13 protein-coding genes and 1 tRNA gene are annotated in these 12,787 nt (G+C 34.0%); 8 read left to right on the top strand and 6 right to left on the bottom strand.

Features of this window, described 5'->3' with window-relative positions:
• Positions 1-18 precede the first annotated feature (18 nt).
• The 8 genes from JMI89_RS12115 to fba all read left to right on the top strand — a co-directional run bounded on the left by JMI89_RS12115 (position 19) and on the right by fba (position 7,180).
• Positions 19-168, top strand: coding sequence for a T6SS immunity protein Tli4 family protein (locus tag JMI89_RS12115; protein WP_370633739.1), 150 nt, complete (start codon positions 19-21; stop codon positions 166-168).
• 12 nt (positions 169-180) lie between these two features.
• Positions 181-594, top strand: coding sequence for a hypothetical protein (locus tag JMI89_RS09590; RefSeq protein WP_220679950.1), 414 nt, complete (start codon positions 181-183; stop codon positions 592-594).
• Between the two features lie 248 nt (positions 595-842).
• Positions 843-1,769, top strand: coding sequence for a hypothetical protein (locus JMI89_RS09585; RefSeq protein ID WP_220679949.1), 927 nt, complete (start codon positions 843-845; stop codon positions 1,767-1,769).
• 56 nt (positions 1,770-1,825) lie between these two features.
• Complete coding sequence (locus JMI89_RS09580; RefSeq protein ID WP_187755487.1) at positions 1,826-2,746, top strand: hypothetical protein; 921 nt, start codon at positions 1,826-1,828, stop codon at positions 2,744-2,746.
• Positions 2,747-3,544: 798 nt separating this feature from the next.
• Positions 3,545-3,826: a PTS sugar transporter subunit IIB gene (locus tag JMI89_RS09575; RefSeq protein ID WP_220679948.1), complete on the top strand. Its 282-nt coding sequence runs from the start codon at positions 3,545-3,547 to the stop codon at positions 3,824-3,826.
• Between the two features lie 24 nt (positions 3,827-3,850).
• Positions 3,851-5,221: a PTS ascorbate transporter subunit IIC gene (locus JMI89_RS09570; RefSeq protein ID WP_187755485.1), complete on the top strand. Its 1,371-nt coding sequence runs from the start codon at positions 3,851-3,853 to the stop codon at positions 5,219-5,221.
• Between the two features lie 104 nt (positions 5,222-5,325).
• Positions 5,326-6,285 carry a carbohydrate kinase family protein gene (locus JMI89_RS09565; protein ID WP_220679947.1) on the top strand — a complete coding sequence of 320 codons (960 nt, stop codon included), beginning with the start codon at positions 5,326-5,328 and terminating at the stop codon, positions 6,283-6,285.
• Positions 6,286-6,319: 34 nt separating this feature from the next.
• Entirely contained in the window at positions 6,320-7,180 is an 861-nt protein-coding gene (gene fba, locus JMI89_RS09560) for a class II fructose-1,6-bisphosphate aldolase (RefSeq protein WP_187755483.1), read from the top strand.
• 525 nt (positions 7,181-7,705) lie between these two features.
• On the opposite strand, the gene JMI89_RS09555 is transcribed toward fba, so the two are convergent.
• The 6 genes from JMI89_RS09555 to JMI89_RS09530 all read right to left on the bottom strand — a co-directional run bounded on the left by JMI89_RS09555 (position 7,706) and on the right by JMI89_RS09530 (position 12,787).
• Positions 7,706-7,793 (bottom strand) — tRNA-Leu (locus tag JMI89_RS09555).
• A 106-nt stretch (positions 7,794-7,899) separates the two neighbouring features.
• Positions 7,900-8,454, bottom strand: a complete 555-nt coding sequence (gene pgsA, locus JMI89_RS09550; RefSeq protein ID WP_187755482.1) for a CDP-diacylglycerol--glycerol-3-phosphate 3-phosphatidyltransferase — start codon at positions 8,452-8,454, stop codon at positions 7,900-7,902.
• A 109-nt stretch (positions 8,455-8,563) separates the two neighbouring features.
• Complete coding sequence (gene uvrC, locus JMI89_RS09545) at positions 8,564-10,405, bottom strand: excinuclease ABC subunit UvrC (RefSeq protein WP_220679946.1); 1,842 nt, start codon at positions 10,403-10,405, stop codon at positions 8,564-8,566.
• Between the two features lie 33 nt (positions 10,406-10,438).
• Complete coding sequence (locus tag JMI89_RS09540; RefSeq protein ID WP_187755480.1) at positions 10,439-11,188, bottom strand: ABC transporter permease subunit; 750 nt, start codon at positions 11,186-11,188, stop codon at positions 10,439-10,441.
• Positions 11,189-11,196: 8 nt separating this feature from the next.
• The gene (gene artQ, locus JMI89_RS09535) at positions 11,197-11,955 is read right to left on the bottom strand and encodes an arginine ABC transporter permease ArtQ (protein WP_187755479.1); all 759 of its coding nucleotides are present in this window, start codon (positions 11,953-11,955) and stop codon (positions 11,197-11,199) included.
• A gap of 97 nt (positions 11,956-12,052) precedes the next feature.
• Positions 12,053-12,787 (bottom strand): transporter substrate-binding domain-containing protein, encoded by a 735-nt coding sequence (locus JMI89_RS09530; protein WP_187755478.1) that lies wholly within the window; start codon positions 12,785-12,787, stop codon positions 12,053-12,055.

The raw sequence follows: 12,787 nt of genomic DNA, 5'->3' as shown, positions 1-12,787 counted from the left end.
TTTATATTAGGTATAAATATGCTCGATCCAACCGATAAAACGCCACAGTTGCAAATCAAAATGTATTATAAAATTCCTGAAGATGAAACTCAGGGATATACACAAGAGCAGTTGATGGTAATTTGGCGAGAAATTACCAACAGTATTCGAGTGCGCGAGGGCTTTTAAAGCGGAGTAAACGTGGCTTATCACGTCAGTGTAAGGGGGGGAACCGATAAAGATGTCCGCGTTAATCTAGCAAATGGTACAGTGGCAGGAAAAAGCATCTCCATTCATAAAATGCCAGCTATCAACCATATAGGGGACCAGCGCGGCTCAATCTTAAGGAGAAAAAAGCGTTGGACGCTGAAAAATATTCGAAAAAAATTAATCGGCGTAGATAGTTTTAACTCACTTGTTGAGCAGATTAGCTATAATACGCCCAACACTTTATCATTTACTGAAGCTAGCATGGTTCTTTTTAGCCCCAAAGGTATCACAGCTATGACGATAGATAATATTTACCAATATGCACAACAGAATAGATTATTGAACAGTAAACAGGATACAAATATTGCGGCAAATCCATCATTACGAGCAAGTGTAGGCTATTGATTTGTAGAGCAACAAAAACTTTACCGCCTAGTGTTAAGCGGTTTGTTTTAGATGAAGAGGAAACAGGCAAACTAACTGCAAATCGAGACTATCAGATACAGAATAAAAATAACTAAGTGATGGCAAGTGGCAAAACCAACGCTAAAGGTTAGTCGGTCGCCGTCAATACCGGCTATGGATAGGAAGAGGCTGTAATTAGATGTAAGTCGGGTAACTAACAATAATAAAAAAATCTGAGGAATAAAGGAATGAATGGCTGGGAAACTTGGGATGTACCGACAGGTTGGAAAGACACAGTTGGTTATGCAAAAGCACAAGTAGAAGCAGAGGTTCAGAAAACAGCCGACGCGATACAGGCAATGGAAGACGCTAATGCTTATCGTCAAAAGGTTGTGGATAATAGAGCGAAAGAATTAAGGCGGATTAGAATTTGCCGCATTCCTGCTTTTGTACTTGGTGGTAGGTTAAGCAAGGAGCCTGGTGGATCCCCTGGTCATTATTGGGTTGAAATTGCCAATGATCCCCATCAAATATATTTTACAGAGCCGTATATTGAAAGCTACGGCTGGTATCCGATACATACACCATCATTTATAACGTTTAGTGCACCAGGTTGTTTAAATGGTGATAGTGAGCACCGGATAGAAATTGACAATAAGAATGGTGGACTTCCAAACGAAGCGGGTAGGGCCAATTGGAACAATTCACACTCCAAATATCCTTTCGATCCTCACCATAATGGCCCCTACACTATCCCTGATAGTACTAAATGGGAAATGAATCATCCCTATATATTTCCTGAAGATAATAGAACACAAGAGGATATTATTAAAGAAATCAGAGAGTTTGCTCAAGCGTACAGCGGTGACTGGTCTTATCACTTTGATGCTTTCTACGAAAATAACTGCCACACTTTTTTGTTTAATTTATTATATGAAGTAGATTTGGTAGACCGATACATCCCTAAAGACCCACACTTTATTAAACTGCAATTGTCTGCGCTGAAATATTCGGCTGAATACAGATACGATGCAAATTTTGAGGGCGTTATACAAAAAATAAAAAATTTACCACGAGAAAGAGAACATGCCGAAAAGTTTCTTACTAAACTGGATAAAATAAAAAGTAATTCAGATAGATTCAATCAAATTCTCATGGGCTCTAAAAAAAGATGAAAAAAACAATGTTAGGATTAGCAATATTATTCAGTTTATATGGATTAGGAGTTATTATGATAGAATCAGCAAACCCACTTGATATCGCAAAAGCCGTTGAGGTGCGTGCAATGGGTATTAAACCTAATGAGCCATTTTACGAATCAACGAGAGTAACTGTGGGTCGTATCTTTCCACCATTTCATAACTACCCAGAGTATCCACCTATCAGTTTCACACAAGCAGAAAATACACTTCTTCGTGTTTATTCACCATTTGAAACGCAATTAAAAATTGCTCAAGTTGGTGATAACTACCAATACAAAGAGATATTGACTTATACCCGTAAACCTCAACAAATCTTATTAAATCAGGAACATCTTAACAGTTTAAAACAGCTTGAAAATGGGGCGCATTTTTTTATTTTGAATAATGATTTTCAACTTCAGGCAGTTACAAATCCAGAAGAAGTCATTATATTACCTAATTACATAAAAGTAGTTAGAAAAATGGGTAAAATCATTTCCATTGAAAAGAAACCATTAGTCTCAGTTCATAAACAGGAATATCAATATTGGTCTTATACAGGCGAAGTTCATTATTCAAAAAGTATTCGATATGATATAAACAAAAAAAACGCATTGGAAACAATGTTATATGAGTATGATAAAGAAGGGAGAATGGTGAGTCGTGTCAAAATTAATTCAACTAACCACATTTTAGCCAAAAAAATATTTTATCCAGAAGGCGGTGAATATTATTCCGAAGAAACCTTGTTTAATGAGCTGGGTGAAAAAACGAATGTTATTTATATTTTGACAGACGGTTCCCGCCAAAATCATCATATTGATGAACACGGCGAGGTAACACATATCACAACTGAAAGAATGCCAGAAGAACGCTTCCTTGATTTTGATGAGGATGAACTTTATAAAAAACTCACTATTGATGTAAGCAAAAAATACGGAACGGTACCTAATCTTGAACCGGAAAAATAACAAAATAGCGCGATATCATCAGGTGGCATCAAGAAGATGAAATTTAAAAGAGAGGTAGACTTGCCATGAGAACAAGTTTGCTGGGCAATAACCTGACCCTGTTTTAGTAGTGACTGTTTAATATCAAAAAGCAGTCTGTGATGAGCTAAAAATATCATCCCCATTTTAAACAAGAAGCGATTAATTTAGCCTTAAATAGTGAACAAACTTATCGATAAATGGCTGATGATTTAGGTATAAATCACAAAACCTTTTATGTAAGTGGCTGGTAATCCTTTTTGTCCGATTATAATAACCTTCATGAATCATTGTTAGGCAAGACGATGATAACTATGATAGTAGGGTTTACTGTCCAATATCTTCTCGAAAACGATAAATTAAAAAAAACGAAAACGGCACTCGCAATTTTTTTAAAAATCGTATGATTTTTGTGCTTTTAATCGAGTCTTTTTTGAAGTAAATCACAGAAAAAAGCGTTTTAACCTAAAAAATTCAATTTACCACTTTTTATTATTTTTTAATCATTTTTTGTTTTATATAAAATAATCAAATAATTAAAAATCTTTTTTTTCTTTTATCGAATCATTTTGATCTTAACATTATTGTAACTTTGTGACTTGAATCACCCACAGTATTAAACAGTGTGATATGTATCACGAATTAGTAATCTTTGGTTATTTATTATAAAAATCATCAAATAGCTTAATAAATAAGAAATTTGCACAAGATTTATATTTTATTCTTTTTTTTTTAAACGTAACCCACTGTTATTCAAAAAATCGATAAGGGAGATTAGCAATGTTGAAAATTCGTACAGTTTGTGGAAATGGTATTGGTAGTTCTTTAATGGCCGCTAATCACGTTAAGAATATCTGCGCTGCTTTGAACATCAAAGCTGATGTGGCATCAATAGATTTTGCTAACGCAGAAGGTGAAAAAGCAGATCTATATGTGACCATAAAGGATTTAGCTAAACAATTTACTGATCAATCAAAAGTTGCAGTTATTCGTAGTTATGTAAATAAAAAGCAAATTGAGGAAGACATTAGTGAAAAATTACAGCAGTTAGCTGGGGTTTGATGATCTTTCAAAGGAGATATGATTATGCAGTCATTACTTTCATTTTTAACGGAAATTTTTAGTCAACCCGCTTTTTTAATGGGGATTATTGCTTTTGTGGGCTTGGTTTGTTTAGGTTCACCATTTAATAAACTCCTTACCGGGACTTTAAAACCAATTCTAGGTTACCTTATGTTAAGTGCGGGGGCTGGTGTTATTATTAGCAATCTAAATCCATTAGGCGACATAATAAAAGCTGGATTTGGTATCCGTGGTGTTATTCCTAATAATGAAGCAATCGTTTCTGTCGCACAAAAAGTTTTAGGTGTTCAAACCATGAGTATTTTGTTACTTGGGTTTATTATAAATTTGATTATTGCTCGTTTTACTAAATATAAATATATATTCTTAACCGGCCACCATTCATTCTTTCTGGCATGTTTGTTTTCTGCTGTTTTACAAGCGGCTAAATTTGATGGTTGGTCATTAATCGTTATTGGTGGATTTTTATTGGGTTCATGGTCAGCAATTTCACCGGCAATTGGTCAAAATTATACCAAACAAGTTACTGACGATGGTGGGATTGCCATGGGACATTTTGGTTCCGTTGGATATTATTTATCGGCGTTTATTGCGAAGAGAGTAGGAGACAAAGATGATTCATTTGCTGATACCGAGATATCAGAAAAATGGGGGTTCTTACGAGATACTACTGTAACAACTGGTATCATCATGGTAATTATCTATTTAATTTGTAGCTTGGTTGCCGGTAGTGACTATATGTCAACGATTACCGAACAAAGTCCAATCATCTTTTCTATTCTAAGTGGTTTACAATTCGCAGTCGGTGTGGCTATCGTTTATAACGGTGTAAGATTAATTCTCGGTGATCTTGTTCCTGCCTTCCAAGGTATTAGCCAAAAACTGATTCCTAATTCAATACCGGCAGTCGATTGTGCTGTATTTTTTACCTTTAGCCCTACCGCTGTTGTCGTTGGTTTTATTTGCTCTTTCATCGGTGGATTAATTGGCATGTTCATGTTAGGTGGAATGGGTATGGCATTAATTATTCCAGGCATGGTGCCTCATTTCTTCTGTGGTGGTACATCTGGTGTGTTTGCTGATAAATTGGGTGGTAAACGTGGTTGTATTATTGCATCCTTTATCGGCGGGATCCTTTTAGCGTTCTTACCTGCATTATTATTACCTACATTAGGTGATTTAGGTTTCCAAAACTCCACTTTTGCTGATTTTGACTTTGCAGTTTGGGGAATCATAATCGGTAAACTATTTAATATGTTCGGTCAAACAGCTATCTATTTTATTTGTTTAATTTTAGTCATTGTTCTTTGTGTTCCATTCTTCTTTAAATCTATCAAAGTTGTTGGTGATTCAAAAAATGTAGACCAATCATAATTTGAAACTTTATGGTTGAGTAATTTCATACTCAACCATGAACGAATAATTATCTGAAATAAATGAATCTTAGTAAAAACATTTTTATAGTTAAAGGATGAATTATGACAATACTGACAATTGGATTTGCTTGTTATGATCAGTTCTATTTTACAACCAATTATCCCAAAGAAAACAGTAAATCATTTGCTTATGATTTTATAGAAAGCGGTGGTGGCCCGTGTGCAAATGCTGCATATTTATTAGGGTTATGGGGCGAAGATATTTACCACCTTGGACATCTAAATGATGATATATATGGCAACAAAATTGTTTCTGAATTCAAACAAGTAGGTGTAAAGACTGACCACATTATTTTTTCTGATGAGATGATTACACCCCTTGCGGCTATCACTGTAAATAAAGAAAATGGTTCTCGAACTATCATAACTCGAAAATTAAATACTCCACCATTAATGACCACAGTTGAGAAAAAAAAATTAAACCAATTTATTCAATATTTACAAGAAAATAAGCGTGATCTCGTTATTCTTATCGATGGGCATGAGCCAGAGTTAAGTGAATATGTAATTAAACAATTACCTAACGTCAAAGTTGTTATGGATGCTGGCTCGTTACGTGAGAGTAATATTTATTTAGCCAAATATACTGACTATCTTGTAGCTAGTGAAAATTTTGCCCTCGCCTATGCCAAGATAGATGAGTTTACTAATAAAAAGACACTAGAAAGCGCATTAAAAAAACTAACTTCAATAGCTAGAGGTTCTGCTTTTATAACATTAGGAGAAAAAGGATGTGCTTATTTGAAAGATAAAAAAGTTGAGATAATTCCAAGTTTTCTTTGTCAATCAATTGATACTACTGGTGCAGGTGACATATTCCATGGGGCTTTTTCCTATGGCGTGAGTTATGGCTGGGATATTGAAAAAATTATTTCATTTGCAAGTTTAACTGCCGCAATATCCATTGAACGTAAAGGTGTTCGAAAAGCCATGCCAAATTTATCTGAAGTCAATAAAGCACAACGCCGGTTTGAAAAAAATTTAACTGAATATTTTAAATAAAAATTAATATATATATAAGATTAAGAGGTAGATTATGTTAGTTTCAATGAAAGACATGCTAAATAATGCTTATCATGAACATTATGCTGTAGGACAATTCAATATTAACAATTTGGAATGGGTAGCGACGGTTTTAAAAACAGCAAAAGAAAATCGATCACCAGCAATTCTTGGTGTTTCAGGTGGTACCATAAAGCACATGTTAGGCTTTAAAACGATTCATGCTATTGTCAAAAATGCAATGGATTATTTAGATATCGATGTACCTATAGCCCTGCATTTAGATCATGGTCAAAGTTATGAATCTTGTTTTGCAGCAATTAATGCTGGATTTAGTTCGGTGATGTTTGATGGTTCGCATTTACCGTTTGAAGAAAATCTTGAAATTACCAAACGAATAGTGGATTATGCTCACAAAAGAGGCGTTTCTGTCGAAGCTGAATTAGGTACTATCGCGGGCAGTGAAGATGGTATTGTTAATTCTCAAGTAATCTATGCCGATCCAAATCAATGTTTAACAATGGTAAAAGAAACCAATGTTGATTGTTTAGCTGCGGCATTAGGATCAACACATGGTTTATATAAAGGCAAAGCGAAATTAGGATTTAATGAAATGCAGCATATTTCTAATTTAATCAAAATACCACTGGTCCTTCATGGCGGAACAGGTATTTGTGATGAAGATATGTTACATGCCATTTCTTTTGGAACCGCAAAGATTAACGTCAATACTGAAAACATGTATACATGGTGTGTTGCTGTAGGAAAATTATTTGCTGAACAAAAAGATCATGACATCAATGATCCACGAAAAGTTATTAATCATGGATTAAATCCGGTAGCGGAAAAAATCACGGAAAGAATGAAACTATTTGGATCAGTAAATCGATATTAGTTTTACTTTAATTAATAAATTTTATGAATCGATAAATCAAAGCCATCTAGTATGATGGCTTTTTAATTTTTTTATAAAATTATATCGCTAAAGTTTTTGAAGTTTCCTTACAAGCATCAACAAAAACGATGATTCTCAAAAATAAATTTTTATGGCGCAATATTTACAAGGAAATTTTCTTAACAACCTTTAAACCCTTACCGTTAACAAAATTATCCTGGGTCGTTTTTTTTACAGATAGATAAGAAAGCAACAATATTGCCAAAAAATTGGCGGTAAACGGTATGATTACCCTGCAGATTATTATCTGAGAAAGTTAAAATAATATAGTCATCAAGTTTTTAATAATTTTAGACTTAAATACACCCTATCAAGGCTAAAGATAAGAGAAAGACTGTACCTGAATAAAATTTAGATTAATAGAAAAGAGGGCAAAGGTATTTGAATAGTCTAAACGGTAACACTTTTTAAGATAAATTTTTGCAGGCTTTTGGAGAGTAATACGGAAGAATCGAAAAGTTAAATTGGTGCCCGGGGCGAGACTTGAACTCGCACGGCCAAAAAGGCCGAGGGATTTTAAATCCCTTGTGTCTACCGATTTCACCACCCGGGCGTTTCAGTTAACCTTACTGTTTGCTGAAAACCAGTGCATTATACGTAATTGACAAAGAACAGCAACAACAATTTTAAATATTAATGATTGATTGCTTACTTTTAAATCATTTAATATCTTCAAGCAGATCACATCGTGCTATCCATAAGTATTCAATCATTGACCAAAGTGTTAAAATGGCCGCGATATACAAAGCTATCAAACCGGCATTGATAACTAATTCACACGGACGCCATAACAACCAGGTTAACGCTGTCATTTGAGTGATGGTTTTAATTTTACCAATTCCTGAAACAGCTACATTTTTACGTTTGCCTATTTCAGCCATCCATTCACGTAAAGCTGAGATGATGATTTCTCGCGAAATCATGATAATCGCTGGAATAGTAATCCACCAAGTATCGTAGTGTTCAGTAATGAGTATTAAAGCAATAGTAACCATTATTTTATCAGCAACAGGATCAAGAAAGGCACCAAAGCGAGTGGTTTGATTTAATCGTCTGGCTAAATAACCATCTAAGATATCGGTGAAAGCAGCGATTAAAAATATAAGTGCTGTAAAAAATGCTGACCATTCACCTGTTATATAAAAAGAAAGCACAAAGAAAGGGATCAAGATAAGTCTAAATAAAGTTAGGTAAATGGGAACATTAAATTTCATAGCAGGTACTCTAAATTACATATAATAGGAATTAAAATTTATCATTTTTGTTATTATAACATCAAGTAACTATCTTGACCCTAAAGTTTTAGGCTTATTTTTATATAATTTATTGTTGCAAGTTATCGTAAATTTTTTCAGCTAATGCTTTAGAAATACCCTGTACCTGAGATATTTCATCAACGGTAGCTGATTTGAGTTCTCTTAAACCACCAAAATGCTTAAGAAGTGCTTGTCTGCGCTTTGCTCCAACACCTTCAATTTGTTCTAAAGTACTATCAGTTAATTGTTTAACGTTTTTTTTGCGTTGACCGAGAATAGCATGATCATGCGACGCGTTACGAATTTCTTGGATTAATAATAAAGCAGGGGAGTGTGCATCTAAATAATGCCCTTTACCATGGCTTTCAAAAAATAACGTTTCTAAACCTTCTTTGCGTTCAGAACCTTTTGCAATACCTAATAAAATTGGGTGATGTTTATCCCAGTTTACGTTGAGTGATTCGAAAACGCTTAAAGCTTGATTAAGTTGCCCTTTACCTCCATCAATGAAGATAACATCAGGGATTTTATCTATGGGTAGATCGGGTTTATTGTAGCGTCTGGTTAAAACTTGATTCATTGCGGCGTAATCGTCACCGGCTGTAATACCACTGATGTTATATCTTCTAAATTCTGACTTCACTGGACCTTTGTCATCAAACACCACACAAGACGCAATGGTATTTTTTCCCATAAAATGGCTGATATCAAAACATTCCATCCGATTTATTTGTGTTATCCCTAAGAATGTTTTTAACTCATCGTAGCGTTGTTTGATAGTGGAATTTTGGAATAGTTTATTTTTAACTTCTTTTTGTGCATTTTCAATGGCAATGTTTAATAGTTTGAGATTATCACCTTTTGGTTCATCAACTAACTTAACTTGATAGTCAGCAACTAATGATAAAGTTTCTTCCATCGCTTTACGATCAGATAACGAGTAATTGAGCAAAATCTTTTTAGGTATATTTCGATTATGATTACCTTGCAGATAAAATTGGCCTAAAAATGTTTCGATGACTTCCTCAAGTTCGGTATTTGATGGTACTTTAGGGTAATATGCCCGATGACCAAAAGTTTGCCCATTTCGAATAAATAAAATATACACACAGGCCATACCCAATTGATAATGGAAGCCAATAACATCCAAATTATCATTTTTATTGTAAATCACTTGTTTTTCATTAATTTGTTTTATGGCATGTAATTGATCACGTAGTTTAGCTGCTTTCTCAAAGTTTAACGCTTCGCTAGCTTGCAGCATATCTTGTGTGATAGTATCAATGATTGCTTCTGACTGACCTTGTAAAAATAATCTAACATAATTGACTTGTTGATTATAATCTTCATCGCTAACTAATCCAGCTACACAAGGACCTAAACAACGTTTGATTTGATACTGTAAACACGGTCTGGTACGGTTGTGATAGGTTGAGTCAGCACATTGACGAATGGGAAAGATTTTTTGTAATAAGATTAGAATCTGTTTAACCGCATAAGAGCTTGGGTAAGGGCCAAAAAATTCATCGGTTTTACGATTAATTGAGCCACGATAAAGTGATAATTGAGGATGTCTCTCCTTACTAATTTTTATAAAAGGATAACTTTTATCATCTTTTAGCAATACATTGTATCTGGGCTGATACTTTTTAATATAAGTTTGTTCTAATAATAAAGCTTCAGTTTCGGTATGAGTAAGGGTAAATTCGATATGATCAATATGGCTGACTAATAGATCAGTTTTTAATGTTTTTTTACTACTGTTAAAATAACTTTTTAATCGGTGATTTAGGTTTTTTGCTTTGCCCACATAAATAATAGTATTTTTATCATTAAACATTTGATAAATACCCGGTTTATGTGGGACCGTTTTTAAAAATGCAGTCGAATCAAATTTTGTTTGGCTCATAAATGCTTACGATTAGGGTTAAATTAAAAAAAATTATTGATTATTTTCAAACGCTAAGGCTTTTTTCTCTAATAATCTCATAATGATGCTTAATAAACCATTAATCAAGATGTATATGCAACCGGTAGCAATAAAAATAGTAAAATCATAGTATTGACCATTAAGAAACTGATTGTATCCCATTACATCCATGAGTGTAATTGTAGAAGTTAATGCTGTTCCTTTAACCACAAAAATAACTTCATTGGAGTATGAAGATAATGCTCGTTTGAGCGCATAAGGTAAAATCACTTTTAATGATTGAGTGCGATTCATTCCTAATGCTGAACAGGCTTGCCAATGTCCTTGAGGAACTGCTTTCAAAGCGCCATGAAAAATAAGTGTCGTATATGCGGCACTATTTAGTGTTAAGGCTAGATAAGCGCAAAACCAAGGATAAGAAAGTAATTGCCATAAATAGTGTAAAAATTCTCGTAATATATAGCACTGTGTAGGATTATAATAGTAAAAAACCTGCCATAAAAGCGATGAAGATTCGCGTGTAACTTGAAACTGTGCAGGACCATAGTAGATTAGGAATAACTGTACTAATAGTGGTGTGCCGGTAAAGACAGTAATGAAAATTCTTATCGGGTGAATAATATACCATCTTTTTGATATTAGTAAGATAGAAAGCCCTATTGAGATTATACAGGCTGAAAGAATACCAGCTAAACTCAATGATATTGTGATTGGTAATCCATTAATTAAATGAGACAAATAATAAAAAAACTTATCAGACATACATTCCTCTATTTTTCGGAAACGGTTTGTGGTTGTTCAAAATAAAGAGAACGTGTCTCAAAATATTGTAAGACGCGTTGGCTGAGCAGAGAGATAATTAAATAAACCGTTGCTGCAATCAGATACCAAGTGAAAGGTTCACGAGTATTAGCAATAATACTTCGGGTCTGTAGCATAATGTCATTTACGGCAATCAAAGACACTAATGCAGTATCTTTTAATAAAACTAACCATTGATTACCAAGACCAGGTAATGCGTATCGCCACATTTGTGGAATAATTATGCGGATGAATGTTCTGGATTTACTTAAACCTAAAACTTGTGCGGCTTGTTTTTGACCAGCGGGAATTGCTTTTAATGCACCGCGTAATGTTTGTGAAGCATAAACAGCATAAAGAATCGATAATGCAATAATTCCACATAAGATGGGATTGACATTATAATCGGTAACCTCTAAATGTAATGATAACTCAGTAAAATATAATGGGATTGTCAAATCCATGCCACCATTAAATAACGTATCATTAATAAATATCAACATTAATGGTAGACCATTATAGATAGCAATCACAATAAGCATTTCTGGTAGAGCTCGAATCGTAATTACACAGATAGAGACAAACCATGAAACGGGCTTAAAGCGCCATGATTCTAAAATTGTAATAATGAATGAGAGTATCAAACCAGCAAATAGAGCACAGATCGCGATTAATAAGGTAATCTTGGTCGCATTGAGCAAAGGTAATAAAGTATGCCAATCTTGCATATTAATTCATTTCTATATAATAAAAAATTTTTTAAAACAATAATAAAAATAGCCGCACTATTGCGGCAGATTAAGTTATCATCGGTTGGGTGATAAGTTAGTTAAACCACTTAGCGTAAATTTGGTCGTAGCTACCATCGGCTTTCATTTTGGTTAAAACTTGATTGAATTGATCAAGTAACACGCTATTTCCTTTACGTACCGCGATACCTAAGCCAGAACCAATATATTCAGGGTCTGTAATTTTTTCACCAATACCGACAAGACTTGGTTCCTTTTTAAACCATTCAGAAGCGGCGGCTGAATCTATTAAAATGGCATCTATACGATTCGCTTTAAGATCTAATACCGCATACTGATAACTATCATAACTGACGATATTAATTTTAGGGAATTTATCGACTAAATATTTTTGCAGTGTGGTACCATTTTGTACCCCAACGCGTTTCTGATTTAATTCAGAAATTGAATTTAATGATTCTAAATGACCACTAAGACCAATAAATTGAGCCATATTCGTATAATAGGACTGTGAAAAATCAACTTGTTCTCGACGTTCTGGCGTCATATCTAATGCTGAAATTGAGGCATCAATTCGGCGAGTCTTTAAACTTGGGATTAAACTATCAAATGATTGATTGGTAAATTTACAGGTATAATTAAGTTCCTGACAAATTTTATTTGCGATATCAATATCAAAACCAACCAATATATTATTATCATCATAAAATTCATAAGGCGCATAAGTTGCCTCAAGCCCAAAATTGATATCTTTTGCTGATGCTGTAAATACTGCACCTGTTAACGCTGCAATAAGGAAAATCTTTTTCAT

This window comes from Frischella sp. Ac48, assembly GCF_019641635.1.
Taxonomy (GTDB): Bacteria; Pseudomonadota; Gammaproteobacteria; order Enterobacterales; family Orbaceae; genus Frischella; species Frischella japonica.
The sequence above is the reverse complement of the archived record's forward strand: the minus strand, read 5'-3'. Positions and strand labels throughout refer to the sequence as shown.

Coding starts and splice junctions, on each gene's coding strand:
- JMI89_RS09585 (WP_220679949.1), top strand. CDS start 843: ATGAATGGCTGGGAAACTTGGGATGTACCGACAGGTTGGAAAGACACA.
- pgsA (WP_187755482.1), bottom strand. CDS start 8,454: ATGAAATTTAATGTTCCCATTTACCTAACTTTATTTAGACTTATCTTG.
- JMI89_RS09575 (WP_220679948.1), top strand. CDS start 3,545: ATGTTGAAAATTCGTACAGTTTGTGGAAATGGTATTGGTAGTTCTTTA.
- fba (WP_187755483.1), top strand. CDS start 6,320: ATGTTAGTTTCAATGAAAGACATGCTAAATAATGCTTATCATGAACAT.
- JMI89_RS09580 (WP_187755487.1), top strand. CDS start 1,826: ATGATAGAATCAGCAAACCCACTTGATATCGCAAAAGCCGTTGAGGTG.
- JMI89_RS09565 (WP_220679947.1), top strand. CDS start 5,326: ATGACAATACTGACAATTGGATTTGCTTGTTATGATCAGTTCTATTTT.
- JMI89_RS09540 (WP_187755480.1), bottom strand. CDS start 11,188: ATGTCTGATAAGTTTTTTTATTATTTGTCTCATTTAATTAATGGATTA.
- uvrC (WP_220679946.1), bottom strand. CDS start 10,405: ATGAGCCAAACAAAATTTGATTCGACTGCATTTTTAAAAACGGTCCCA.
- JMI89_RS09570 (WP_187755485.1), top strand. CDS start 3,851: ATGCAGTCATTACTTTCATTTTTAACGGAAATTTTTAGTCAACCCGCT.
- JMI89_RS09530 (WP_187755478.1), bottom strand. CDS start 12,787: ATGAAAAAGATTTTCCTTATTGCAGCGTTAACAGGTGCAGTATTTACA.
- artQ (WP_187755479.1), bottom strand. CDS start 11,955: ATGCAAGATTGGCATACTTTATTACCTTTGCTCAATGCGACCAAGATT.
- JMI89_RS12115 (WP_370633739.1), top strand. CDS start 19: ATGCTCGATCCAACCGATAAAACGCCACAGTTGCAAATCAAAATGTAT.